The 25,251-nt window shown below is 57.6% G+C and carries 20 protein-coding genes; 8 read left to right on the plus strand and 12 right to left on the minus strand.

What is annotated here, in order from left to right; genetic code table 11:
- Positions 1–602: 602 nt before the first annotated feature.
- The 3 genes from ACRWA7_RS34605 to ACRWA7_RS34615 form a co-directional block, all read right to left on the minus strand.
- Positions 603–875: a hypothetical protein gene (locus tag ACRWA7_RS34605; protein WP_438397369.1), complete on the minus strand. Its 273-nt coding sequence runs from the start codon at positions 873–875 to the stop codon at positions 603–605.
- 378 nt (positions 876–1,253) lie between these two features.
- The gene (locus tag ACRWA7_RS34610; protein WP_438397371.1) at positions 1,254–2,429 is read right to left on the minus strand and encodes an NADH:flavin oxidoreductase; all 1,176 of its coding nucleotides are present in this window, start codon (positions 2,427–2,429) and stop codon (positions 1,254–1,256) included.
- A 128-nt stretch (positions 2,430–2,557) separates the two neighbouring features.
- A complete protein-coding gene (locus ACRWA7_RS34615) occupies positions 2,558–3,196 on the minus strand; it encodes a glutathione S-transferase family protein (protein ID WP_438397372.1) in 639 nt (212 codons plus the stop codon).
- 655 nt (positions 3,197–3,851) lie between these two features.
- On the opposite strand from ACRWA7_RS34615, the gene ACRWA7_RS34620 reads away from it, so the two are divergent.
- Together ACRWA7_RS34620 and ACRWA7_RS34625 are read left to right on the plus strand one after the other, a co-directional pair.
- Positions 3,852–5,429, plus strand: coding sequence for an MFS transporter (locus tag ACRWA7_RS34620; RefSeq protein ID WP_438397373.1), 1,578 nt, complete (start codon positions 3,852–3,854; stop codon positions 5,427–5,429).
- Positions 5,430–5,518: 89 nt separating this feature from the next.
- On the plus strand, positions 5,519–6,424 hold the full coding sequence (locus ACRWA7_RS34625) for a LysR family transcriptional regulator (RefSeq protein WP_438397374.1): 906 nt from the start codon (positions 5,519–5,521) through the stop codon (positions 6,422–6,424).
- Positions 6,425–6,704: 280 nt separating this feature from the next.
- Here the strand turns inward: ACRWA7_RS34625 and ACRWA7_RS34630 are convergent, their stop codons facing one another.
- The 8 genes from ACRWA7_RS34630 to ACRWA7_RS34665 all read right to left on the minus strand — a co-directional run bounded on the left by ACRWA7_RS34630 (position 6,705) and on the right by ACRWA7_RS34665 (position 16,741).
- Entirely contained in the window at positions 6,705–6,926 is a 222-nt protein-coding gene (locus ACRWA7_RS34630) for a hypothetical protein (protein WP_438397375.1), read from the minus strand.
- 76 nt (positions 6,927–7,002) lie between these two features.
- Positions 7,003–8,553, minus strand: coding sequence for an efflux transporter outer membrane subunit (locus tag ACRWA7_RS34635; protein WP_438397376.1), 1,551 nt, complete (start codon positions 8,551–8,553; stop codon positions 7,003–7,005).
- 10 nt (positions 8,554–8,563) lie between these two features.
- Positions 8,564–11,839: an efflux RND transporter permease subunit gene (locus ACRWA7_RS34640; RefSeq protein ID WP_438397377.1), complete on the minus strand. Its 3,276-nt coding sequence runs from the start codon at positions 11,837–11,839 to the stop codon at positions 8,564–8,566.
- Positions 11,840–11,857: 18 nt separating this feature from the next.
- Positions 11,858–13,033 (minus strand): efflux RND transporter periplasmic adaptor subunit, encoded by a 1,176-nt coding sequence (locus ACRWA7_RS34645; protein WP_438397379.1) that lies wholly within the window; start codon positions 13,031–13,033, stop codon positions 11,858–11,860.
- Positions 13,034–13,221: 188 nt separating this feature from the next.
- Positions 13,222–14,007, minus strand: coding sequence for an alpha/beta hydrolase (locus ACRWA7_RS34650; RefSeq protein WP_438397381.1), 786 nt, complete (start codon positions 14,005–14,007; stop codon positions 13,222–13,224).
- Positions 14,008–14,179: 172 nt separating this feature from the next.
- Positions 14,180–15,208, minus strand: a complete 1,029-nt coding sequence (locus ACRWA7_RS34655; protein WP_438397382.1) for a LysR substrate-binding domain-containing protein — start codon at positions 15,206–15,208, stop codon at positions 14,180–14,182.
- Between the two features lie 50 nt (positions 15,209–15,258).
- Positions 15,259–15,987: a gamma-glutamylcyclotransferase gene (locus tag ACRWA7_RS34660; protein WP_438397383.1), complete on the minus strand. Its 729-nt coding sequence runs from the start codon at positions 15,985–15,987 to the stop codon at positions 15,259–15,261.
- A 175-nt stretch (positions 15,988–16,162) separates the two neighbouring features.
- On the minus strand, positions 16,163–16,741 hold the full coding sequence (locus ACRWA7_RS34665; RefSeq protein WP_438397384.1) for a DUF3331 domain-containing protein: 579 nt from the start codon (positions 16,739–16,741) through the stop codon (positions 16,163–16,165).
- Between the two features lie 647 nt (positions 16,742–17,388).
- Between ACRWA7_RS34665 and ACRWA7_RS34670 the strand changes: the two genes are divergently transcribed.
- Both ACRWA7_RS34670 and ACRWA7_RS34675 read left to right on the plus strand, forming a co-directional pair.
- Positions 17,389–19,230: an ATP-binding protein gene (locus ACRWA7_RS34670; RefSeq protein ID WP_438397386.1), complete on the plus strand. Its 1,842-nt coding sequence runs from the start codon at positions 17,389–17,391 to the stop codon at positions 19,228–19,230.
- A 219-nt stretch (positions 19,231–19,449) separates the two neighbouring features.
- Positions 19,450–19,752: a response regulator transcription factor gene (locus ACRWA7_RS34675; protein WP_438397387.1), complete on the plus strand. Its 303-nt coding sequence runs from the start codon at positions 19,450–19,452 to the stop codon at positions 19,750–19,752.
- A gap of 17 nt (positions 19,753–19,769) precedes the next feature.
- Here the strand turns inward: ACRWA7_RS34675 and ACRWA7_RS34680 are convergent, their stop codons facing one another.
- Complete coding sequence (locus ACRWA7_RS34680) at positions 19,770–20,489, minus strand: response regulator transcription factor (protein ID WP_438397434.1); 720 nt, start codon at positions 20,487–20,489, stop codon at positions 19,770–19,772.
- Positions 20,490–20,743: 254 nt separating this feature from the next.
- On the opposite strand from ACRWA7_RS34680, the gene ACRWA7_RS34685 reads away from it, so the two are divergent.
- The 4 genes from ACRWA7_RS34685 (at position 20,744) to ACRWA7_RS34700 (ending at position 25,112) form a co-directional block, all read left to right on the plus strand.
- Positions 20,744–21,775 (plus strand): helix-turn-helix domain-containing protein, encoded by a 1,032-nt coding sequence (locus ACRWA7_RS34685; RefSeq protein WP_438397389.1) that lies wholly within the window; start codon positions 20,744–20,746, stop codon positions 21,773–21,775.
- 976 nt (positions 21,776–22,751) lie between these two features.
- Entirely contained in the window at positions 22,752–23,297 is a 546-nt protein-coding gene (locus ACRWA7_RS34690; RefSeq protein ID WP_438397391.1) for a hypothetical protein, read from the plus strand.
- Positions 23,290–24,810, plus strand: coding sequence for a phage integrase family protein (locus tag ACRWA7_RS34695; RefSeq protein WP_438397393.1), 1,521 nt, complete (start codon positions 23,290–23,292; stop codon positions 24,808–24,810). Before ACRWA7_RS34690 ends, ACRWA7_RS34695 begins: the two co-directional genes overlap by 8 nt.
- 71 nt (positions 24,811–24,881) lie before the next feature.
- Positions 24,882–25,112, plus strand: coding sequence for a tyrosine-type recombinase/integrase (locus ACRWA7_RS34700; protein WP_438397395.1), 231 nt, complete (start codon positions 24,882–24,884; stop codon positions 25,110–25,112).
- Positions 25,113–25,251: the final 139 nt, after the last annotated feature.

Raw genomic sequence — 25,251 nt, forward strand, 5'->3', positions numbered from 1 at the left:
GTGACCTGGACGGTGAATAGCGAGCGCCGGCTTGGATTGCTAACGGCAAAGACCGCAGCAAGTTCCTGATTGTTGACGATGCCGAAACGGCTCCTGCAGTGGGTGCAATACCCGTAAGTAAGACGAGGACCGAGGCCAAGAAGACGTCGAAGACAGTCAGCGGCACGGATGCTCACAGGGGACAACGCACGGGTCCGCAGCCCGCGAAATACTGTGACTCTAAAAGCGGCGCAATTTGGAGTGGCAAAGGCCCGCACCAGCCTGGCTAGCCGCCGTGAAAGACCGAAGCAAGTATCCGATTGATGAGGCGAGCTTCATCACACCAAAGACGACCACTGCGAGCGAAGCTAATAAATCGCTGTTTCGGGCAGCGGCGCAATTACACAGAAAGCCGCGACCTAGAAGATGGTGGCAAAGAATGCAAATTCAGCGAAGGTTGCGACAGCCGTAGCTGAGGCCGAGCCGACAATCTGAGCGCTAAAACGGTCGTGTAAGGTGGGGCAGTAACGAAATGCTGGGTCCCTCGGGTTAGCTCAGTGCGTGCCATTCATCGAGTACTGTCCGACGCATCTCAGAGCAGGTTCTTGCGGGCACAATATTCGTCAATTGAGAATTCGATATCGGTTGGTACGGCCGTGCAGCTCTACTGCGATAAGTTTGTGTTTTTTAAGTACATCAATAGCGACTCTTGTTGTGTCAACGCTTTTATCTATAAGCTCAGAAATCTCCTCAAGGGTTCGCGTCGAAGTTGGAGACTCCTTGGTCGCCGCCGCTGCGATAACAGCCAGAACGGCATATGCCGTTACGCCAATCTTTGCTACTAAGCCATCGAGTACGTCTTGAGGGAAAAATTCTCCGCAATGGTCTTTTTCCATAGAAACCTCGAATTTTGCGGTGGATGCCTGACTGTCGCTTGGACGCATCACCCGAGTTATACGCCGGTTTGAACATGGGCACTTGAGGGGAGGTGCAAGGCAAGCAGAACTTTAGGCAATGGCTTGGTTGTAAGCCAAATTGGTAACTCGGATATGTACTCGCGGGCTCAAAACACGAGATGCTCGCCATGATCGAGATGTTCAGCGCTTCGCTAGTGCGTCGCGATGGTAAGCACATGACTACGCTCCGTAGCAGAGCACCCGCATGCTATAGCGATGCAACCACCTGCTAACCAGAAGTCAGCCTGTTTATTGGGATAAAAGGCGGCACGAAAGTCTCACCGTTCCGAAATTGGCACAAACTAACCCGGTATCGCTTTAAATGAGCTCCTTCAGCACTTCCGGATTCCAATTGTTCAACTCGTCGATACGACCTTCGCGGACTTTATTTGCCCAATCTGGGTTCACCAGCATGCCACGACCCACGGCAATCAAGTCAAAGTCGCCACGGTCGACAAGCTGCAGCAGATTATCGAGCGATGCCACGTTGCTACCTTCGCCCATAAGCGTGTGGATATGCTCTCCCGTCATGCCGACGGAGCCCACTGTAATGGTCGGCTTTCCAGAGAGCTTTTTCGTCCACGCTGCCAAGTTCTGGTCAGAGCCGAATTCGATGTCCCAGAACCGACGTGTCGAGCAGTGGAAGACGTCAACGCCCGCGTCCACCATGATGCTCGAGAATTCCGCAAGCTCTTCAGGCGTGGCGAAGTTCTTTGCCTTGAAGTCCTGCACCTTCCACTGCGAGATGCGCAGCGATATCGTGAAGTCCGGTCCAGTCATGCGACGAATCTCAGCGATGGCATCTGCAGCAAGACGAGCTCTATTTGGTAACGAACCACCCCACTTGTCGGTACGCTTGTTGGTACCCGGCCAGAAAAACTGGTCAAGGAGGTAGCCATGCGCCGCATGGAGTTCAACGCCATCGAAGCCAACCATCTTCGCGTTGATAGCAGCCTTCCCATAAGCTTCAACGATGGAATCCAAGTCTGCGGGGAGAGCCGGGTCTCCGTCGAGCGTAGTCGGCTTGCCAATACCCCCGAAAAGACCAGACGGGCCTACACGACGCGGCGGCTTGTAGTCCTCGCCCTTTGCTTCATATAAACCGTCGACAGCGTGCTGCTTCATCTGGCCAACATGCCAAAGTTGCGAAAGAATGGGCGTGTCTTCGGCGTGTACAGCATCCACGACCTTCTTCCAACCAGCGATGGCTTCCACACCATACATGCGAGGAACATCCACCTCGTTGGCCGCCGCGTCATGCGGGACCCACGTTCCTTCTGTGATGATGAGGCCAACGCCGCCCTCAGCGCGTTTGCGGTAGTACTCGGCATTGGCTTCGCCTGGAACACCCGCCGGCGCCATGGTCCGAGTCATCGGTGACATGACGACTCGGTTTTTCAGAGTCAGGTCACCAATTTGGACGGGCTCGAAAAGCTTGGCGGTACGTTCGGCGGCGATGGCTTCTACCGGTTTTTGAGAGACGTGTGCATTCACGTGAACCTCCTGTATCCAAATCAAAATTTTGTGAACAGGCACCGGACTGGGCCGGGGCATACCGGGGTTTTCCGGGGCCGACTGACAGGCGACGATTGCTACCGGGCGGCATGCGGTGTCCGTGTTTGCTATGCAGCCAGTCGCGCCTTGTGAACTGCGACGACTTCAGCTTCGTCCTTCAAAGCCTTCTGCGCCGACGGCCGAGCGTTGACACGGGCGATGTACACAGCAAGATTTTTCAGATGGTCAAGGCTTACGCCCGAACGCTCGTGCCACAGCGTTGCCCAAACGTACGCGTCAGCAACCGTAAATTGGTCGCCCGTCAAATACGCGCGGCCGTCGGACAATTGCTTGTCGAGCACCCCATATGCTGTTTGAAGCTTCATCGTGTGGAATTCGATGCCTTCCGGAGTCATCAGCTTGCGCATTAGAGGGATATGTTTCTGTGCGATTTCAGTCGCGATGAAAGTCAACAACTGGTCCATGCGGGCGCGTTCAATTGTTCCGTGTTTCGGAATCAGTTTCGATTCCGGATGCTGGTCCGCGAGGTAGGACGAGATGATGACGGTTTCGGTCAAGGCCTCTGTCTCGCCGTCGATTACCAGTGCCGGCACATACAGAAGCGAGTTGACGTCCGAGAAGTTGCTGCCGTCCGAAGTGGACTTACCAAACACATCAAAGTGGACCAGCTCCGGCGAAAGGCCCAGTTCATTGGCGATAGTCTGAGCGGCGAGGGAGCAGGTCGCTTCAGCGATGTAGAGTTTCATTTGAGTCTTCCTAAGGAGAAGATGACCGGCGTGGCCAAGTTTCGGGGGAGTGCGTGTGACCCGCACCGTTGGAAAGAAGTATGGGGAAAATGGAGGCCACGATAAACAGCACTTGGAGCGTCACTCTGTCGAATCGAGAGCGACAATCTTCATGTCTGGTTCCCGCCTTGGGAATTGTGTAAAAACCGCGGACAGGGATAGCGTCAGTGAGTCGCCGCACGGAAGAGAAGCCGTGGTGCCGAGTACCGTTGTAGATGCCGCTGCCTTGGCCGCCTATGAGTACGCCGGCGCAGAAGTGCATGCCGCCGGAGTGTCCGCACCCAACCCGGAACGGCTGCCGCGGTCACTACGTCAGGACGATGGACGACGAAGTAGAGCAGGACGGGACCGATGCGAAGATGCGCTGTGAAGCGAAACCATCCTAAGGGAGCGAGCGGATTAAGAAGTGCGATGAAAAACGCAACGCTGGGAAGGAAGACAAATAGCGAATCTGCCGTTCGGTGGAATGGCATTGTCGCTTTCGCGGAGACGCTCTATCTGCTGTGGCGTTATTTATCTTCGGCGATTCGTTGTTCAGAATGACTCGCTTTGAGCGCCTCATCTCACTGAGCGCGTCGACCCGCTTCGCAATCCAATTACTTCCACGGGTTCGTAGATGAATTCTGCAACGTCATCCGGAACAGGCACTAACAAGCTGCTAATTCTTGCAGCCGTTTGTCTGTCCGCGCTAGTTTTGCCACTTGCATTTTCAGGAGGCGCCGTCGCTACGCCGGCAATTGGGAGAGACCTCGGCGGCAGTCCTGCCATGCTGACCTGGGTGACTAACGCGTTCATGCTGAGCTTCGGTAGCCTACTGATGGCCGCTGGTGCGTTGGCTGACCAGTTCGGTCGCAAGCGACTCTTTGTACTCGGACTTGGTGGCTTCATCATCACCTCGTTCGCGATGAGCTTCGCGCCGTCTGTACTATGGCTTGATATTTTGCGTGGCATACAAGGTATCGCCGCTGCGGCGTCACTCTCGAGCGGAGGCGCCTCCCTTGCGCAGGAATTCGACGGTCATGCCCGTACCCGGGCTTTTAGCATGCTCGGTACGAGTTTCGGCATTGGTCTTGCCTTTGGTCCGTTGATGGCTGGTGTCCTCATCGAGCACTTCGGCTGGCGCTCGATTTTCCAGGTCATCGCCGCCATCGGAGTCATCGCATTCATCTTCGGCGTGCCGCGTATGCGCGAGACGCGCGACCCAGGCGCAACAGGTCTCGACTATCCGGGCACCGCGACCTTCACGGCGACGCTCGCTTTCTTTACGTTCGGTGTGATTCAAGCGCCGGAAAGTGGTTGGGGTAGTCCCCTCGTCGTCACCTTTCTCGCAGCGTCGGCATTCTTCCTTGCCGCGTTCATCCTCGTCGAAACGCGCGTAAAACGTCCGATGCTGGAACTGAGCCTCTTTAAATACCCACGCTTTGTCGGCGTACAGATTCTGCCGGTCGGTACGTGCTATTGCTACATCGTGCTCATAGTTATGTTGCCGTTGCGCTTCATTGGCGCTGAAGGGCTGAGTGAAATCGACGCCGGTGTGCTGATGATTGCGCTGTCTGCCCCGATGCTCGTCGTGCCGATGCTGGTCGCTTCATTCACGCGCTGGATGTCTGCGGGCGTGCTCTCGGGCATTGGTTTCCTGATTGCTGCCGCCGGCCTTTACTGGTTGAGCCTTGTCGACTTCAGCGGTTCGAAGGCTGAGCTCATCATGCCGATGCTGGTGATTGGCATTGGTGCAGGTATGCCGTGGGGTTTGATGGACGGCCTGTCGGTCAGCGTGGTCCCAAAGGAGCGCGCAGGTATGGCTTCGGGCATCTTCAGCACAACTCGCGTTGCAGGCGAAGGTATCGCCCTCGCAATCGCGACAGCGATTCTTGGCGCACTGGCGCACACAAGTCTTTCCCGCATCGTTCCTGACAATGGTGGGGACATCTCCACTCGAGTTGCTGAAGCCGCACAGCGTGTGACAGCCGGCGACATGCTGCATGCCGCATCGACCTTGCCGGAAGTAACCCGGTATGCGTTATCGTCGAGCTACGCGGACGCGTTCACGAGCCTTTTGCACGTGCTGATTGTTATAACGTTGTTATCGGCGTTCGCCACCTTCGCGTTCCTAAGCAAGACTCCGGCGCAGGATGACGAGCCGGATGCGAAGCCTGATAGGAAGGAAGTCGCTGAAGAGGCCGTTAGCGCATAGCGTGCGAGCGGCGGTACTAAACTGGCTGTGCCCTGAACTGTAGGCGCCTGATACAGTTCGGTTTCCACCTTGCGCAACGGGGTTAAGAGATGAGCGAGCGGGTAGATGCACCCATAAACGAGATAGCCGTATTTGTCGCGGTTGCCCAAACCGGTAGCTTCACACGTGCAGCCGAGGACATTGGCACCAGCAAGTCCAATGTTGGTAAGGCGGTCCAGCGCCTCGAAGCACGACTCGGCTCGCAGCTCTTCCAGCGCACGACCCGCGCGGTCCGATTGACCGAAGATGGCGAGACATATCTGCTTGCTGCGCAGGACGCGCTCGAAGGGCTTCGTGAAGCGGAGCATCAGCTCGCATCGAGGCGAGCCGAGCCCGCCGGGCGGGTCAGAATTGACCTTCCGGCAGGATTTGGACGTCTGTTGTTGCCGAGTTTCATCCAGCTCCGGGAAAAGTATCCGAAGCTCACAGTGGAGATGGGGCTGACCGACCGGATGTCGGACCCGGTGGGGGAAGGTTGGGACGTTGTGGTTCGTATCGGCGCACTACCGGACGACAGCGAATTTACCGTGCGCAAACTTTGCGAGCTGAGGCTCGGACTCTACGCATCGTCGGAGTACCTCGCGCGCCGCGGCGAAGTAAAGACGCTCTCGGAGCTGGCCGACCACGAGGCTATAGTTTTCCGTGGCCCGGCAGGACGACTACGTTCCTGGACCGTACGAGAGAACAATGCGCTGCGCGAAATCGCGGCGCAACCTGTCCTTGTGCTTGCTGACGGTCAGGCCCTTGTCGAGGCGGCAGTTGCGGGTTTTGGCATCGCGCAGATTCACGACCGTGTCGCACTTCCGCACGTGCGTGCAGGTCGTCTTGTGCATTTGCTGCCTGAAGCGGATGTCGACGGGCCACCCGTGCATGCCATCATCTCGCTCGGTCAGAAGATGACAGCCAAGACCCGGGCCGTGGTGAATCATCTTGCCGAAACTTTGCAGAATGGATAACAAGCAGGCGTACTGTCGGATGTCTGTGCCGAAATCCGTAACGCGTAACGACGTTTGCGTAGGCTGCTCCAGCGGAGCCAACGCGCGCAATTGCGAGCGATAAGATGGGGCTGGTCTAAGTACTTCCGTCCAGTTGGAACTCGGGCGCGGAGGGTCGCTCACACGCCCTTCTCAATCCGTCGTCCTCTTGAGCTATTCGCTCGTCCACTCGCCAAAATCGCACTATCTTCCTGTCGCTCCCTTGGATTTGTGGCGAGCGGCATAGTCGCGCTCCCGTCCCTTAGAAAAACCATATGCCTCGGACTGCGTTCGCGGACGCCAGCACGATTGCCATGCCTATCGCCAGCACCGCGGAGGCGAAATAAAGAAGCGATGCGATGATGGCGATTCGAAGCACCCTTGCTGCAAAGGAGGCTTTGACCGAAAGTATCAGTTTGCAGATGGCACGATGCACCCAGTTCAATGGTGTTCCGAGAATCGTGTGTGTCACGGTAGATTTCATGTCGACGCTCCATAAAGCGATAGGCCCATTTGATACTGCAGATGGGCCTGTGTCACGCATAGCTCAAACCGCTTCGTTATTTCTGTGCGACCACTGTTTGCACCGGAGCTGCGGGCGCTAGCTGTCCGACCGCCGGCTGCGTAGGTTGGGGAGCCACGTCACCCCAGCCACCGCCGAGTGCGCGAATCAGGTTGACTGTGGAGGCCGCCTGCACACCCTGCAGTTGCACAGCTGCTCGGCGAGCCTGCAAGACCGTGCGCTCCGAATCAATGACGTCCAGATAGTTGACTGCGCCTTCGGTGTACTGCGAGCGCGAGAGGTCTGCTGCGCGTTGTGACGCCGTGACCGCTTCGTTCTGCGTCTTTGTTTGGTCTTCTAGGATGCGCATGTCTGACAGGTTGTCTTCGACCTCGCGGAAAGCTACGAGAACCTGCTGCCGGTAGTTCGCAACGTCCTCTTCATAGACCGCGCGAGCGTTCGCGAGGTTGCCCTTGCGGCGACCACCATCAAAAATCGGGATGTTCAACGCCGTACCAGCAAGCGGACCGAGCAGGAACGCCCGGCTGCTCCACTTGAAGAGGTCGCCGATGGTCGCCGATTCGAAACCTCCCGTACCCGTGATAGTGAGTGAGGGGAAGAACGCAGCCCTCGCGATACCGATGCGCGAGTTTGCCGCAGCCATGGAACGTTCTGCAGCAGCGATGTCCGGGCGACGCTCGAGCAGCGAAGATGGTAGACCCGGCGGCACGCGTAGGTTGACTGGCCTAATTGGGTCAGCCGCCATCGAGAACTCCGCCGGCGCCTTGCCGAGCAACACCGCGAGGCTATGCTCGGAGGCCGCTCGAAGACGCTGTACGGTCATCGCATCCGACTGCGCAGTGGCCAGTTCCGCTTTGGCGCGCGAGAGGTCGAGCTCAGTGATTTCGCCTTCCGTGTAGCGACGCTGCACCAACTTTAGCGCCTGCTGACGCAGCTCGACGGCGTTTCTGAACACCTCAGACTCGGCGTCGAGTTCACGAAGCGCAAAGTAGTTCTGCGCGACGTCAGCCTGGAGAGCCAGCATCACCGAGCGAAAAAGTGCCTCGCTGCGCTGCGTGTCGGCGCGCGCCGCGTCAACTGTCGACGCAACACGACCGAACAAGTCCACTTCATACGAAGCGCTCGCCTGTGCGCGCCAGAACGTCTGCTGCGGCACATTTGTGCCATCGGGCTCGAAGAGGGAGGTGGCGGAGACTCGTTGCCTCGTGGGACCAAAGCCGGCGTCCAGCGAGGGGAGAAGACCCGCGCGCGCTGCCTGGTTCATGGCCCGTGCTTCCTTCACGCGAGCTGCCGCCGCTTTGAGGTTCTGGTTCGCATCCAGCGCCTGCTGCTCGAGGCCGTTTAGCTTCGCATCCTCGAACACTTTCCACCACTCACCACGTGCGACGTCTTCCGACGGTTGCGCCATCCTCCAAGTGCCGGCTTCTTCTGGCGACAACGGCTGCTGAGGTGCCTCTTTTAAGGTCGAAATCGTCGATTTCGAAGGCACTTCGTACTTTGGTGCTAGCGAGCAGCCGGCCAGGACCAGGAGGGTGCTCAGAAGCAAGGAGCCGGTAAATCCATTCTTCATCGAGATAATTCTGTTCATGTCGGTCTCCTTAGTCCTGCAGGGCCGGTTCCGGCGCCTTCGAACCGGGCGCAGGTGAAGCTTTTGGGATACCACGACTGTCGCCATGCCCGCTATGCCCGCCATCGTTGTCGTCAGGACCGTGGATGTGCGGGTGGTTGCCATGCTTGTCGGTGAGCTGTTTGCCGCCCGAGAGCTTGCGAAGAAGCACGTAGAACACGGGCGTGAGCGCCAAACCGAAGAAGGTCACACCTAACATGCCGAAGAACACTGCAATGCCCATCGCGCGTCGCATCTCCGAGCCAGCGCCTGTGGACACAACCAGTGGAATCACCCCCATGATGAATGCAATGGACGTCATCAGAATCGGGCGCAGGCGCAGACGGCAGGCTTCGATGGCGGCCTGAACAATCGTACGACCCTGCATTTCCAGCTCACGTGCGAACTCCACAATCAGAATCGCGTTCTTCGCTGACAGCCCTACAAGCACCATCAGACCAATCTGCGTGAAGATGTTGTTGTCGCCGCGAGTGAGCCAGACACCGAACAGTGCGGAGAAAATGCTCATCGGTACAATCAGCAAAATCGCGAGCGGAAGCGTCAGGCTTTCATACATTGCGGCGAGCACCAGGAACACGAGCAATACGCTAATAGGGAACACCCAAAACGCGGCGTTTCCAGTCAGAATTTGCTGGTAGGTCAAGTCCGTCCATTCGAACTTAATACCGCGCGGCAAGGTTTCAGCTGCAATGCGTTCGACCGCGGCCATCGCTTGGCCAGATGAGTATCCCGGCGCGGGTCCGCCGTTGATGTCGGCCGCAAGGAACCCGTTGTAGCGAATCACGGTTTCCGGGCCGAACGTCGGGGTTACCTTGACGAGTGACGACAGAGGCACCATTTCGCCAGCCGCGTTGCGCGTCTTGAGCTGAAGAATGCTTTCAGCGGAGGAGCGGAACGGCGCATCCGCTTGTGCACGCACCTGATACACGCGACCGAATTTGTTGAAGTCGTTCACGTACAGTGAGCCCAGATAAATCTGCATCGTGTCGGAAACGTCTGTCACGCTCACGCCGAGCTGCTTCGCTTTCGCACGGTCAAGTTCAACGTTCAGCTGCGGAACGTTAATCTGGTAGCTTGAGAACGAGGGCCCAAGTTCAGGGGCCTTTGCTGCGGCAGCTAGAAATGCCTGGACAGACTTGTTCAATGCTTCGTAACCTAGCGCGCCACGGTCCTCAATCTGCAGCTTGAACCCACCGATAGTGCCCAGACCCGAGACCGGAGGCGGCGGGAAAGTCGCAATCACTGCATCCTTGATACCGCCGTATTCCCTGTTCAGGTTGCCGACAATCGCATTTGCCGACTCGTCCTTGCTGCGATACTTCGAGGGACTCATGACAGGAAACACCAGCCCGCTACTGGACGAATTCATTAGGCCGGTAACGTTTAGGCCCGGGAACTCCGGCGAGTGCACGACTCCCGGCTGCTTGCGCGCAATGACGCCCATTTCGTGAACGACTTTTTCGGTCCGGTCAAGCGATGCACCCGGCGGCAACTGGAGGATACTTACGAGGTAGTCCTTGTCCTGACCAGGAACAAAGCCGCCGGGCACAATCTTGCCGAGCAGGAACGTGCCGCCCAGCAGAACGCCGTAGACGGCCATCATCACGACCTTGCGATTGATGATGCTGCCGACACCGGTGCCGTACGCTTCTGACCCGCGGTGGAATACACGGTTAAACACGTTGAAGAACGGCCCAAGAATGCGGTCCATTATTCGCGTTAGCCAGTCCTTGGGCGCGTTATGGTCCTTAAGCAGTAATGCCGACAGTGCGGGCGACAACGTGAGCGAATTGAAGGCGGAAATGACGGTCGAAATAGCAATGGTCATCGCGAACTGCTTATAGAACTGACCCGTCAAACCCGACATGAATGCCAAGGGCACGAACACGGCTACGAGAGTCAGCGCAATCGCGATAATCGGCCCACTTACTTGCCGCATTGCTTCGTATGACGCCTCAAGCGGCGTGAGACCGGCCGCGATGTTCCTCTCCACGTTCTCCACCACCACAATCGCATCGTCGACCACAATGCCGATGGCGAGAACCATGCCGAACAGTGACAACGCGTTGATAGTGAAGCCGAATGCCAGCATCAACGAAAAAGTGCCGACAATCGAGACGGGCACCGCGAGCAATGGAATTAGTGATGCGCGCCAGTTCTGCAGGAAGACGATGACAACGATAACGACAAGGACGATAGCTTCAAAGAGCGTGTGGACAACTGCGTCGATACTTTCCCGGACGAACTGTGTCGGGTCATAGACAATCTTTGCTTGAACTCCCTCAGGCATGTCCTTTTGCAGCTCCGCCGTGATTCGACGCACATCGGTCGAAATCTGCAAAGAGTTTGCATTGGGCTGCTGAAAGATGATGAGCTGCACCCCCGGCTTACCGTCGAGACTTGCGCGCAGGGCATATTCCGCTGCGCCCATTTCCACTCGTGCCACGTCGCTCAGATGCGTCACCGCACCGTCCGGAGACGTCTTTAGGATGATGTTTCTGAACTCTTCCTCGGTCTTCAGGCGACCCTGAGCGTTCACGCTCAGTTGCATCGGGACGTTCGTCGTCATCGGCGCCCCGCCGACGATACCTGCTGCCACCTGAACGTTCTGCTCGCGGATTGCCTTGACCACATCGGTCGCCGTCAGGTTCTGGCGGGCGACCTTGGTCGGGTCGAGCCAGACGCGCATGGAATAGTCGCCAGCGCCCCACATCGCAACTTCACCCACACCTGGAACCTGTGCAAGTCGGTCCTTGACGTTGATAAGGGCGTAATTGCGCAAGTAGGTGAGGTCATAGCGTCCGTTCGGGGACACAAGGTTCACACCCATGGTCAGGGTTGGTGAAGACTTGACGGTTGTAACGCCCAGGCGCTGCACGTCCTCGGGCAGGCGCGGCATGGCCTGTGAGACTCGGTTCTGCACCAGCTGTTGGGCCTTGTCGGGGTCCGTGCCGAGCTTGAACGTCACAGTTGTTGTCATCGCGCCGTCGCTGTTGGCTTGCGACTGCATGTACAGCATGTTCTCGACGCCGTTAATCTGCTCTTCGATTGGAGAGGCAACGGTCTCGGCAATGACCTTCGGATTTGCGCCGGGATACTGGGCACGAACCACGACCGACGGGGGCACGACTTCCGGGTATTCGGCCGTTGGCAATTTTGTCAGCGCGATGAAACCTGCCAGCAAAATCACCACCGACAGAACGGCCGCAAAGATAGGCCTGTCGATGAAAAATTTAGAGATGTTCATGGTGACCTTCTCGCGTGGTTACGCATCAGATTTGGCAGCGTCAGCCATGTTGACCATGTGTGGACTGACGGTGTCGCTTGGCTTGGCGTGCATCATCCCGTTGACCACGATGTGTTCGCCAGGCTTAAGACCTGAGGTCACGACACGCAGGTTGTCATGCAAGGAGCCAAGCTGAACCTCGCGGTAGACGACCTTGTTCGCACCGTCCACAACCAGGACGAACTTCTTTGCCTGGTCGGTGCCCACTGCCGCGTCATCAACCAAAATCGCCGGGTGAGGTTCGCCACCGCCTACCTTGATGCGCGCATAGAGACCTGGAACGAGTGCACCGTCTGTGTTGTCGATAGTGGCGCGCACTCGGATAGTCCCCGAGGACGTGTCGAGACGGTTGTCGACCGATGTAATGGCACCCTTGCGCGAGTAGCCATCTTCATTCGCGAGACCAAGCGACACCGGGACCTTCTTGTTGCGGTCGCGGCCAAGGTATTGCAGATATGTCTGTTCGTCGACATCGAACGAGGCGTAAATAGGCGACACCGAAACCAGCGTTGTGAGGAGAGGTGCATTCGCGCCGCTCGATACGACGTTGCCAACAGTCAGCTCAGCGCGTGATACGCGGCCAGTAACAGGGGCAATGACGTTGGTGTAACTCAGATTAACCTGCGCGGCCTCGAGCGCTGCCTCGGCACCCTTTACGCCGGCTGCGGCTTCGCGTGAAGCGTTTTGCTTTTCATCGTAGTCCCGCTTTGCAATGGCGTTGTCGGTTAGCAGCCGGTCAGCACGCGCGGCGTCGGTCGACGTGTATATCGCCCGGGCTTTCGCTGCCGCGACCTGTGCGGCGGCACGGTCAACTTCAGCCTGGTAGGGGCGCGGGTCAATCGTGAAAAGCGGCTCGCCTTTCTTGACCAGCGCACCGTCCTTGAAGTGAACGGCGACAATGGTGCCAGGCACGAGAGGCCGGACCTCGACGTGGTCGATAGCTTCAAGGCGCCCCGAGTAGCTTTGCCAGTCCGTGATGGTCTGCGAGAGAACGGTAGCCACATCAACGGTGGTAGCCGGCGGTGGCGCTTCAGCAGCGTGAGCTGCACCTACGGAAGCTTCGGTGGTCCCGTGGGTGAAGCCGATGCCTGCGACTGCACTGATAATAGCCAGCGCACCGAGCGCGACGGTAAGCTTTTTTTGATTAGTGAGCATGAGTAGTACTCCTGATAGATGCAATGTGGTCTGTCAAAACATCAAAGCTTTGGACTTCAGTTCATAGCCGCCTCGGCTCCGCATCCCGCCTCGGAAATAGCGTTGAGGAAAGTATGGACGCCGTGTTTCTAGTTATAAAGTAGCCAACAGGGGTTTCTTTGTATCCGCACAAGCGACAATTCGGGTCGTTACATAGATGCGAGCCGCTTGCGAAGGAACTCGACGACATCGTCGAGTGCCGGTGCGTGGGAGATGAGTTCGCCGTGGCAGACACCCTGGTAGCGTGTTATCTGCACGGGCACGCCCGCAGTAATAAGCTCCCGCGCATAAGTTTCGCCGTCTCCGCGCACGAGGTCGTGTTCCGCCGTTGCTATCAACGTTGGAGGCAGGGTGCCAAGGCGTCGGGATTCGAGCGGTGCTGCATAAGGGTGTGTGCGCTGGCTCGCGTTGGGAAGATACGCGCGATATGAGCGCGCACAATCTTCTTGAGCAAGGTCGCTCCTCCCGGGCAGCCCGTCAGCCAGTCGGGTCATGCTCGGGTCAAGCATTGGTGCGAGAAGTGCCTGCGCTGACAGGCGGCGCACGCCGCGGTCACGCGCGATGGCGGCAAGTCCCGCGGCAATGTTCCCACCCGCGTCATGTCCGACCACGGCAATCCGGTTCCAGTCCGCACGATACCGGCGAGCGTGCTCGGTAACCCACGCGAGAGCTAGATGGGCGTCTTCGGTAGCAGCTGGGAATGGGAACTCTGGGGCGAGCGAATAACCCACGGCAATGACCCATGCGGGAATTCGCTCTGCAATTAACGAAGCAGGCATGTTGGCTTCTGCCAGTGAACCCTTGACGAAGCCACCGCCATGGAGATAAAGCACGATGGGCATGTCGTTGTGAGCGCATGGAAGGAAGCTGCGCAACTTAATGTCTTGCGCATGCCCTGCAATCGCAATGTCCGAAATGTCCAGCCTGGCTTTCATCAAAGTATCTGCGCTATGCGCCAAAGGTTATTAGGGTTTAGGCAGCCGGGAGTTTGCATACATCTAACGGCCAGATAAACGTCTCTCTTTCGACATGACAATTCGCTCGCAGCGAATTGTCATGTCAAGGTTTGCGTCCCACCTGCGATGCTTCATAGCTTCACCTGCCCGCTTACATTGGCGCCATCTCCCTGCTATGCGCAGCAGGTGCCTTAGCTGAGCCACGCACACGGCCAATCGAGTTTTCGGACCGACGATGCGTGATGTATTGAGCAATTCCGGAAGGGGGTATGTTGTCGGCGCGAAGCAACTGACAGTTCTCGAACAGTTCGGCCACCCATTCAACGAACACTCGAACCTGCGGGGAAAGGTGACGGTTTTGCGGATATACCGCCGAAATTGGAAAGGGGCTGGGACGCCATTTTCCGAGCACTTCAAGTAGTGCACCCGATTGCAGATGTGGCATTGCAAGGAAATGAGGCACTTGAATGAGTCCGAGGCCTTGCAATCCGCACTGCAGGTAAGCATCTCCGTCATTGGCGGCAAGCTTCGAGTGCATGCGGACTTCGACAGGCTTGCCGTCAACAATGAAATCCATTTCCACTATTCGGCCGTTGCGGCTGGAAAAGTAATTCACAGCGGTGTGTGTTTCCAGTTCTTCGAGTGACACGGGTTCGCCATTACGAGCGATGTATTCGGGGCTTGCGACAGTGACGAACTCCGACACGCCGACCCTTCTTGCAACGAGAGTGGAGTCCTGCATTGGCCCCATGCGGATGGCGCAGTCAACGCTGTCCTGAACCAGGTCGACGGCCCTGTCGCCGACCCCGAGCATGAGGTCGATATCCGGGTAACGTGAGTGAAAATCGTCTAGCGCTGGAACAATTAGCAGACGTCCGATTGAACCGGGCATATCGACTTTGAGCTTCCCGCGCGGGGCAGAGGCTCGCGAAAATGAACTCTCCGAGTCCTCGACTTCGGCGAGAATTCGCGAGCAGCGCTCATAGTAAGCGGCTCCATCTGGAGTGAGACTAATGCGGCGAGTCGTGCGGTTGAGCAGGCGTACCTTAAGATACGCCTCGAGAGTCTGGATAATGGTCGTCACCGACGAACGGGTCATGTGAAGAGAGTCAGCTGCGCCGGAAAAACTGTTGGCGTCAACGACCCGTGTGAAGACCTGCATCGCTTGAAGTTTGTCCATGATTCTCACTTAGGCAAATACACTACGCGGCGGAATCTGCGCCGCTGCGGTCACTCGGATAAATCTTTTACGTCGCAGCAGGCTCGCCGCGACAGGCGCTCAACCTCGCTCGCGAGCTCTTCGATATAGGAGTCCTGCAACCCGCACTCGAACAAAGCCTTGCGCAGCTTTAGCAGGTACTCGGTATTGCTTCCGAACTGCCCCGTTGCAGTGCTAATGAGCGGTGCAACGGTTGCCACTGTTGAATCTTGCTCAAACTGTTCAGAACGCTCGTCTGCAACAAAAGTGAGGCCACGCGTTTCGTTGCCGTCTCCCAGTGTTATGGACGCCCACATCGGCCGGTACGACCCAAGTACCATTTCCCGTATCCAAACGAGCTGAAGCTCTTTATCCAGTGTCGCGTCCGACAGTTTCAATGCGACGCCTTTGGTTTGGTCGCCCTGCCGCAGCGCGAGCATGCGCCCTGGGCCATCGGGAGTGCCGCGGCCTGTGACCATCCGCAGGCAAAAGCTTCGATGCCAACCGTGCAACGTTGCAGTCTGCCGTTTCTCGAACTCGACCATCGGGTTCCACATAAGGGAGCCGTAGGCAAAAATCCATGTTTCTGCCAAATCTACTGGCCTTGCCTGCATGGTCTCGGTGAGCGAATTCTGGATTCGCTCGCGGGTCCACAGGTTTGGCTGCGATTCGAAATGCTCGAGGTATGCGCCTGAGTTAATAGCTTCTCTTGTCAACATCGCCATCTTCCTGTCTAGTTTGAAAGCAGTGGGACGTTGCATGACGGCGTTTCATAAGCCGCAGAAAACCCGTCCCATGTTGCGCGACAGTATGATGGCGGTGCACTACCAGATAAACACTCCCGCGGGCGACGCTTTGGCCACTCAAAAGCGACAATCGTTGGCTCCTTTGTGGGGACTAACGGCAACTCCCGTGAGACCCGTAAGCCGATGATGTTCACGCCTCACCGGTCCGCTTTAGAGCTGCGGCGAGAATCATGGCGTCGCCATTTGCGGGAGTTCTCCCTCCGCGAATCTGTGGGCGATACACCGCGTCGCCTCTTGCGATGTGCGCCTCTGAGAGGGCACATTGCCCTGCGCGGCGAGCAAGCGCTGGCGCCCAGACCTGGTCTTCGTAGTTGCACAAAGTAGGGTCGTGCCATGAAAGACATACCCTTGAGTTGGCCATGTGCTCCAAAATCGTCACGGTGAATGTTTTTATCTGCGCCCCATTCGATGCGGTCCGCGAGGGCTTGCGCCGGGAATCGGGACGGCCGACCACGAGCGGCAGCTCTGAAGGGTCCGAGAATTGCCGGAGGGCAGCAAGCGTGCGTGACCAGGGGTCACTTTCGCGGAAGAAGGCAGTGTCGGAAGAGGAATGAGGCCGGCCAACTTGGCCGTGCTTATGGGGCACGCCAACGGGCGGCGCTTCCGCGCTGGTGCATGAATTTGATGGCACGGACTTTAGAGAATCGAATCTATCCGTTTCGGTAGTGGACTTCGAAAGCCCAATTAGTACTTGAGTGTTCAACATCATTTCCTCTCTTGCAGAGTGAATGCCGCTATCGAACAACGAGTAAGAGGCGCCCGTCTACTGTAGGCAGACCTGTCTCAAGTCCACAGTCCGTCTATAGACGTTTCTATTAAGCCAACTGACGAAGGTGTACTCAACGTAGGAATTTGCGCCGATGAATATCCAGTTATGCAGAGCATGCGACATGGTTAATTCCTTCAAGCGGTCATGCAACGGCGAAGGTGAGACGGTCAAGCGCGGCTGCTCGCAAAGATGTATGCCGGCTTGCGTTATCGCGGCTAGCAAAGGAAGGATGATGACTACAAAAAACTTTGCCGCCATCAGACATGCGCTATCGCGATGACCTAAGAGTAAGTGCGTCAGAGGGGCGAATCTATTCTACGGTGAGGTATGGCACTGCCGCGAAGGCGTACTCCCGATATACAGCCGTATAACGCAACGGCTCGCAATAACTCTTGCGTAGACGTTCAAATAAAGGGGAAACGAGTAGCCGAAGCTCCACCGCGCTTATACGTTTGTATATGATAAAGAGCGTGCATGTTTGGATTGAATGAGCCGTTTTCTTTCATTCGCGTAATGAAAATCGAAAGTCTGGACGTTGCTGACGCGGGCCACCAGGCGGTAAGCCGAGGCCCGCCACAGGAGGGGACGTGGGCGGCAAGATAGGTTCGTCGGACAAGAGCAGCCAGTGGAGTTACCTGGTGCGGCTATGGATTGGCGGGAGCGTCGTCCTTTGCGCCATTGCGTGGCTTTGCCTGAACTTTCAGCTCCGGATTGCCACCACCGGCTTCTGCATGCTGATTGTCATCGTGCTGCTGTCTCTTCTGGACAGCTTCGTTTCATCAGCCATTTTCTCAATCGTCGGCGGCCTGCTTCTGAATGTTTTTTTCACGCCGCCCATATATAGCTTTGCAATCGAGAAGCCGCAGGATGTGCTGCCTATTACGGCATTTTTTATCACGTCGATTGCTATTACTTCGCTCGTGCGACGTATCAGAACGGCTGAACGGCTGCAGAGAGAGCAGGCAAGGCTGTTAGACCTGACTCACGATACCGTATTCGTTCGTGACCGGCAGAACATCATCACCTATTGGAACCATGCTGCGGAAGTACTCTACGGGTGGAACAAGTCCGAAGCTATCGGTAAGGTTGCCGACGACCTGCTAAAAACCGTTTTTCCGATGCCACGTGAGGAGGCAGAGTTGGCACTGTCACGCACCGGATACTGGGAAGGCGACCTTGTGCACATAAAGCGGGACGGTTCATCTGTCACCGTGGCGAGCCGTTGGACGGTACAGCACGACAGCCAGGGCCAACCCTGCGCGACACTGGAAACGAACAACGATATAACACAGCGCCGAGAGGCCGAAGAACTTATCAGGAGGAGTCAGGCCCAGTACCTTGCAGAAGCCCAGCAACTCAGCCGCACCGGCAGTTTCGGTTGGAATGTCGCAACCAAAGAACTCTTTTGCTCGGAGGAGGCATTCCGGATTTTTGAATGCGACCCGTCGTCCGAACCAACGCTCGAGATGGTGCGCGGGCGCCTTCATCCTGAAGATGTTCATATTTTTGAACACATGCTTTCCCAGGTAAGCGGAACGGCGAACGATTTTGACATCGAGCACCGGCTACTTTTCCCTGATGGCAGGGTAAAGCACTTGCACGTCGTGGCACACAGCACCCATGCTGCGGACTTAAGCCGTCAGTTCATTGGTGCCGTCATGGACGTGACCGGAACGCGGGAGACGGAGATGCAGCTTCGGCAGACGCAAAACGAACTCGCCCGCGCTAGCCGCATCTCGGCTCTGGGCGAACTGAGCGCCTCAATTGCACATGAAGTCGGACAGCCCCTCGCAGCCATCATCACGAGCGGCGAAGCCTGCCTACGCTGGTTGCATCGCGACCCGCCCAATTTGGAGGAAATCGAAGGCTGCGTGAGTGAGATGACCAGCGAGGGCAATCGGGCAGCCGAAATCGTCCAGCGGGTGAGAAAGTTGATGAAAGGCGCGCCTCCCGAACACGCTCCGGTGCATGTTAATGAGCTGGTCGAGGACGTAGTCGTACTCACAAGAACCGAGATGGAGAGCCATGGCTGCTGCCTTGTCCTGCACCTTGAGCCACGAAGCCTCGTTGTGATGGGGGACCGGGTGCAGCTTCAACAGTTGCTCATCAATATCATTATCAACGGGTTGCAATCGATGGCAGCGGTGCCTGACAAACATCGGCTGACGCTCAGTTCGCTGACCGACGTCGACGGTAACGTGGTGTTTGCGGTGTCCGATAACGGCCCCGGCATCAGCGATGCCAACCTCCCGCGCCTTTTCGATGCCTTCTTTACTACCCGCAGTACCGGTATGGGCATGGGGCTCGCCATCTGCAGCTCAATTATTGAGGCGCATGGCGGCCACATTTCGGCCTCTAACAATCCCGAGGGCGGTGCTACGTTCTATGTCACGCTGCCTTCGGTTCAGGTGCCTATCGTTGCCACGTAACGGACGGGCTTGACCAGCCGCCGTCCGGTACAACCCGCATATACAATCGTATCATCGCGTCGGCCTTGCCTATGAAGTAGCCTGTAAGGAAATAGCCGACGGACGCCGTGACCGTGCCGTCATTCCTTGGGAGAAGGTAGGGACCACGATTTGCGAACAACACCTATAGTATCCATTGTCGATGACGACCCAGCCGTACGTCGCGCGCTTGGCAGTCTGGTGCGCTCACTGGGCTGGGAGGTGCGGCTTTTTGAGTCAGCCGAAGCGTTCCTTGCCTCTGGGGAAGCTTCCGCTACCTCGTGCCTAATTTCAGATATCCGGATGTCCGGCATCTCGGGTGTCGACATGCACGAGCGCCTAGTTGCACAGGGTGTCGCGCCGGCGACCATTTTCATCAGTGCGTATCCAACGCCGACGCTGCACGCGCGAGCCACCGGTAACGGCGCCCTTGTTCTTCTACAGAAGCCCTACCAAGCTTCTGCGATGACCCATTGGCTTTCGGTTGCACTCGGCAACCCGTAGGCGCATTGGTCTTGTGGTTATCGCTGGACATCGCCCGTTCCTCTGCGCCGTACCTGGGATTCTCGCGACTCGTGCGGCTCGAGACCGAGCGCTTCTGCCTTGCGAACAAGGTCCGGCAGGGAGCGCGCATTAAGCTTGCGCATTACCTGGCCACGGTGGACCTTGACAGTAATTTCGCTAATGCTCATTTCCGACGCAATCTGTTTGTTGAGGAGGCCAGCCAGGATGAACGGCAAGACTTCCTTCTCGCGAGGTGACAGGGTTTCATAGGAGGCTTTCAGTCCGGCGGCAATGTGTTCGGATGCAAGTCGCGTGGCGTCCCGGGCAAGCGCTTGGCCGATGGCGTCGAGCATGTCCTGGTCGCGAAATGGCTTTGCAAAGAAGTCCATCGCGCCCGATTTCATTGCCTTGACACTCATCTCGATGTCGCCATGCCCGGTCATGAATAGAACGGGGATACGCAGTCCGCTTTGAACAATTTCCTGCTGGAAGGCTAGACCGTTTTTATTTCGCAGCCGCACATCCAGAATGAGGCAACTTGGCACGGCGGGACGCTCGAATTGCAAAAACTCCTCTGTGGATGCGAAGGTTTCAACACGCATGTCGACCGAACGCATAAGCGTGGACAGTGCGCGGCGTACTGGTGCTTCATCGTCGACGACGTAGACGACCGTGTCGCGCCATTCGGGCGGAGTGGAAGACTTCACGGGCGATAGAAGTGTTAGTCCATTAGACATCTGCCAACTCCGGCTGGAGCTGCTTGATTTGCGCCTTCGCAGGCATTTGTTGCGTCGACGTATTCTTTGCGTTCTGGTGAATGATGTATAGAACGGCAATACGGCCGCTTGTACCGAGCGCCGTTCGTACATTACGAAGAAATTACGTATTTTTGGATGTACCGCCTTATAAAAAAATGTGCTAAACCTGCGAAATTGACGGTGAGGTCGCCCGTGGCGGACGCGGACTCCTCGCTTATTCTCGGGAGGCTGCAATGGCGACGCAGCGAGGAAAGACCGCGTCTTCGGAAACCGGTTCGCATCACGCGGGTTCAGCGCTTGGGGCTGGCAATCCGCCGGCGTCCGTCAGCGTCGAGGGCGCTGTGCGCCTTGAGACTTCGAGGGTTAAAACGGACACCTATGCCCGAGAGTTCGCTCATCTGTTCAACGCAGACACAGCACACACGCTCACCACCACCAGTCTGAAGACGGCGCAGCTGACCGCCACTCATATGTCTTCGTCAGTTCATGGACTAGGTAAGAGCACGCCATTGCCGACGGAGGACGCATACATCCTTTCGTTGCAATTGCAGCACTCGGGCGCAGCGGAGCTTTGGAAGCGAGGACGGCGAGTGCCGACGGAGCCGTACGTCCCGGGTTCGATAATGCTGGGCCATCTTTCCGATGAGCCTGTAGCGAACCTGCCGGACCCGTTTGAGTGCATTCTTTTCCATATCCCGCGGCCCGCTTTTGATGAACTGAGCGGTCTGTCCGCTTTGCCGCCAGTGGGTGACTTGGACGACGTCAACCGGACCATCGACCCCGTTCTACACCATCTGGGCTTAGCACTCGTCCCGGCGATGGCGGACCCGCAACTTGCCGGCAGTCTCTTCTTCGACCATGTCGCGCATGCCATGTACGAACGCCTTGCTAGTACGTACGGGCGCTTCCGAGGACCGTTGGCCCCGCGCGGTCGGGTGCTCTCGAAGACGCAGGAGCGGATAGCCAAGGAATTGCTCGTAGCGGACCTGCTGGTCGAGCCACCGCTTCGCGACATCGCCATTGCGTGCGGACTATCGGTACGCCAATTCGTCGACGCATTCCGCAGTACGACGGGGATGCCGCCATTTCGGTGGCTGCGTGCCTATCGGATAGAGCGCGCCAAGGAGCTTCTTCGTCGCACTTCATTCTCACTGGCGGAAATCGGAGCTGCATGCGGGTTCGCCGACCAGAGCCATTTCACCCGGACTTTCTCGGCTGCAACAGGGACCACCCCGGGTGATTGGCGTCGAGCGTCCAGTGCGTGAATCTCTATTTGAACGAGGGGACATCGGCTCGCACCACTGCTTTGCTGCCAAGTAATTTGGAAGTGCTTGAACTTGGATCGAACGCGATTTCGCTGGTCCAAAAGTCATGTCGTACCCCCTTCGTAAGAACGTAGGTGCCGTTGCGGAAGGGCGGAGTGTGGGCATTCAAAGCTCCGGCGACCTATTAACGATGAAGTCAACTTAGTCGCCAACCCTGAACCTAATTTTCGCGTTCTTTATTCAAGAGAAACGTACGACTGCCGCGAGTTCCACGAGCCCGACCACTAACTTTCTCGCAATATATCCACGCAGCCACTCCGACCTCTCCAAGATTTAGCCTCGCTAACTGCTGGAGGCCAGAGGCGGCCAGCGGGTCAACGGCCTGCATCTTTCGCGATGACCACGACCTACGTTTCGAGGACAGTGGACGGGGTTGGAAACTGAAGTGACTGCGAAACGTCGAATCTATGACGTAGGAACTTTCCGTACTTATTCCCGCTCACCAGCTGCAGTAACGCATATCGGTCTTGAGCAACCGTTCCTTCAATCTCTCAGACTATTTTGAGCAATTTCCTCCGCGAAACTCGTCGGCCGCTAGCCTTGAAGAGAAGCCAATGCGCCTTCTGGCATTCGATTAACGGCAAGTAGCGACTTTTACATCATTTAGATTAACTAGAATCATTGGGACTATCTGCAGATTTTTTGAAGCCAAATAGTAACAATCGGACTCACCCACGCTGCGCGTTGGTTGCTGCAAGTGAAGGGCGCTTTCGTGTAATACATTAACTTAGTGCCCTTACACGTTTAGAACCGTCCCAACTTGCCTTTGACATCCCATAGTGGCAGTCATCTATATTGCTTTTGTAAATCAATTAGTTAGAGTCAAGAAACCTCCTAACTCGTATTATCGGGATTGCGTTTCAGAGGTAAAATACGGCTTTTTCTCACCGCGCCTCTTCGCAAGCCTTGAGTTTCCATGACCCAGCCACCCCCCGCAGCCCCGCCGGATAAGCACGCACCCGTCGATCCGGCAACCGCCCGCATCGTCTTGCGCCTCGACAGCGCGATTTCGGCGTTTCGGGCAGGGCAAGAGACAGGCTTGCAGGCGTTGGATTCGGCCCGCGGACTTATGACCCCTCTTACCGACGAGGAGGTCATGAGCGAGGCAGAGCGCCGAGCAGGACTTGAACCCATCGTGCGACGGCCGGATCGGGTCGAGCTGGCGATCCTCACGGCGCTCGCCGACACGTACGGCAACAAGATTCTGACCAACGCATCGCTTGGCTACGCGCTGCGCCTGGTCGCGCGGCATGGTGGCGTGGCGTTAGTTCAGCGTGTCTTGTGGGGCGAGTCGGCGTCCGATGTGCAGCTGGCCGCAATACTGGACGCCACACGCGCCGCATTCACCCAGATCACGCTCGCCTTCAGCGACGATCTGATGGCCGGCGCGAAAGATGCGCTAGATGGATTCCGACCGCGGCCGCCCGGCGGCCCGAAGTCGACCCGAGGCAAGAGTGGCTGAAAATCTCACGCTCACCTACGGCTACACCGCGAAGGATCTCGCGGCGGTACGCGCGTATGTGCAACGCGTGGCGCCTGCGATCATCGCGCGTACTTACTACGACGTCGATGAGGACAGTTTTGCAGCGACGCCCTCGGCGATGGAGCGGCACCTTCGGACAATGCTCCATGGCCTGGTGAAGGTGGCGATCGAGCACGGGTCGGCCGCGCTTGCGGAACACTTGCGCTCGTCGATCAAGAAACACGGGCAGCCGAAGCTCACCACGGTTACGTTTCGGATGGTCACTGAAGCAGCGGCACTGGCGGCAGCTTCCCCCGCGGCGAACCACGCGATCGGACGATGGTTTCGCCCGCGCACCGCATCGCGCCTGAAAGGGGAGGGGATCACAACGATTGGCGAATTGGTCGCGTTCTGCAATCGGCGCGGCGGCAGCTGGTGGCGCTCGGTGCCGCGCATCGGCGCCGGGCGCGCGACCGTCGTCGTGGCTTGGCTGCGCCGGCACGAATCGAACATCCAATTGCGCGTCGACGCCGATGTGGACACGCGCGATCCGCTGGTCGCTGAGGAAGTCGTCCAGGTGTGGCCGGCCGAACCGGTTCTGACTGATGGGGATGGGGCAGAGCAGTCGGAAAAACCTCAGACGAGGTTGGCGGATCGGCTCACCCTAGCACCGCTCGAACGGATGGCCGTGCCGCACACGCTGTCGGGCGCCGACGGTGAAAACCGCTCGGTTGCCTTCTGTTATATCCAGGCGCGCCACGACCTTGAAGCCGTGCGCGCATATCTGAATAAATACCGCGATCAGCCGAAAACGCTGCGGGCCTACACCAAGGAAGTCGAGCGCTTCTTGTTGTGGTCGGTGGTCGTGCGCGGCAGGGCGATGAGTTCGCTGGTGGTCGATGACTGCGAGGCGTACAAGGATTTCCTCAGAAGTCCGGACCCGCGGTTTGTCGGTGAGCGGTTCAGCCGCAACTCGCCGCGCTGGCGGCCGTTCGCTTCCGACAACCTGTCGCCCGAGTCGCAGCGGTATGCCGTGCACGCGCTGCGTGCGGCTTTCACCTGGCTGATGGATGTGCGCTACCTCGCGGGCAATCCCTGGAAGGCGATCAACGATCCGAAGATCGTTCAGCGTGAGACGGCGATGCAAATCCATCGTGCGTTACCGGCGGACCTGTGGCGGCGCCTTCGCAACGAGCTCGATAAACGGGCCGACGAAAAGAGCGGTGCAAAGCTTGCCGTACAGTGGCGCGTGGTTCGTGCAGCCCTCTTGCTCATGGGCGACTCGGGCCTGCGTCGGGAGGAAGCTGCGGATGCGCAGCGCGGCAAGCTCCGGGTGTTGATCTACGGCACACTCGAGCGGCCGGTGTGGGAGCTGATCGTCATTGGCAAGCGGAAAAAGGAACGGACGGTGCCGGTCAGCGTCGCGACGCTCGAGGCGCTCAAAGCGCATTGGGCCGATCGTGGGCGCGACTATAGCCGGTCACCATCCCACGAACGCCCGCATCACAAGTAAAACATCCGCAGCGCAGCATCGAGGGAGAGCAGGGCTACTCGGCTGACGGCATTAACCGCCTGATCTCACGCATGTTGACTATCATCGTCGAGACCATGGATGATCTGAGCTTGGATGAGCGCGTGATCCTGGGGTCGGTCAACGCACACGCAATGCGGCATACCTTCGGCACCCAGTCGCTCGCCGACGAGGTGCCGGTCGATGTCGTCCAAAAAGTGTTGGGGCACGCGTCGCTGCAGACGACGTCGATCTACGTGCAGGCCGAAAAAAAGCGCGTGCTCGAGGAGGTCGCGGGATACTAGTCGAGGCTCACCGAATCAATATCGGCCCGCAAGCGCGATAGCTGACCGTGCGACAGTTGACCATCTGAGCGATCAGGGCGGCAACTGCAGAGTGATGCTCATCCAAGATTGCGACCGCTCACCAGACGCGCGGTGCATG

Origin of the sequence: Caballeronia sp. DA-9 (genome assembly GCF_051615025.1) — a bacterium.
In the GTDB taxonomy this organism is placed as follows: Bacteria; Pseudomonadota; Gammaproteobacteria; order Burkholderiales; family Burkholderiaceae; genus Caballeronia; species Caballeronia sordidicola.

What these genes read in the sequence shown, in the direction of transcription:
- ACRWA7_RS34665 (WP_438397384.1), bottom strand. Translation starts at nt 16,741, where the DNA reads ATGATGTTGAACACTCAAGTACTAATTGGGCTTTCGAAGTCCACTACC.
- ACRWA7_RS34700 (WP_438397395.1), top strand. Translation starts at nt 24,882, where the DNA reads ATGTTGACTATCATCGTCGAGACCATGGATGATCTGAGCTTGGATGAG.
- ACRWA7_RS34650 (WP_438397381.1), bottom strand. Translation starts at nt 14,007, where the DNA reads ATGAAAGCCAGGCTGGACATTTCGGACATTGCGATTGCAGGGCATGCG.
- ACRWA7_RS34615 (WP_438397372.1), bottom strand. Translation starts at nt 3,196, where the DNA reads ATGAAACTCTACATCGCTGAAGCGACCTGCTCCCTCGCCGCTCAGACT.
- ACRWA7_RS34655 (WP_438397382.1), bottom strand. Translation starts at nt 15,208, where the DNA reads ATGGACAAACTTCAAGCGATGCAGGTCTTCACACGGGTCGTTGACGCC.
- ACRWA7_RS34640 (WP_438397377.1), bottom strand. Translation starts at nt 11,839, where the DNA reads ATGAACATCTCTAAATTTTTCATCGACAGGCCTATCTTTGCGGCCGTT.
- ACRWA7_RS34690 (WP_438397391.1), top strand. Translation starts at nt 22,752, where the DNA reads ATGACCCAGCCACCCCCCGCAGCCCCGCCGGATAAGCACGCACCCGTC.
- ACRWA7_RS34630 (WP_438397375.1), bottom strand. Translation starts at nt 6,926, where the DNA reads ATGAAATCTACCGTGACACACACGATTCTCGGAACACCATTGAACTGG.
- ACRWA7_RS34620 (WP_438397373.1), top strand. Translation starts at nt 3,852, where the DNA reads ATGAATTCTGCAACGTCATCCGGAACAGGCACTAACAAGCTGCTAATT.
- ACRWA7_RS34625 (WP_438397374.1), top strand. Translation starts at nt 5,519, where the DNA reads ATGAGCGAGCGGGTAGATGCACCCATAAACGAGATAGCCGTATTTGTC.
- ACRWA7_RS34660 (WP_438397383.1), bottom strand. Translation starts at nt 15,987, where the DNA reads ATGCAACGTCCCACTGCTTTCAAACTAGACAGGAAGATGGCGATGTTG.
- ACRWA7_RS34680 (WP_438397434.1), bottom strand. Translation starts at nt 20,489, where the DNA reads ATGTCTAATGGACTAACACTTCTATCGCCCGTGAAGTCTTCCACTCCG.
- ACRWA7_RS34635 (WP_438397376.1), bottom strand. Translation starts at nt 8,553, where the DNA reads ATGAACAGAATTATCTCGATGAAGAATGGATTTACCGGCTCCTTGCTT.
- ACRWA7_RS34645 (WP_438397379.1), bottom strand. Translation starts at nt 13,033, where the DNA reads ATGCTCACTAATCAAAAAAAGCTTACCGTCGCGCTCGGTGCGCTGGCT.
- ACRWA7_RS34605 (WP_438397369.1), bottom strand. Translation starts at nt 875, where the DNA reads ATGGAAAAAGACCATTGCGGAGAATTTTTCCCTCAAGACGTACTCGAT.
- ACRWA7_RS34685 (WP_438397389.1), top strand. Translation starts at nt 20,744, where the DNA reads ATGGCGACGCAGCGAGGAAAGACCGCGTCTTCGGAAACCGGTTCGCAT.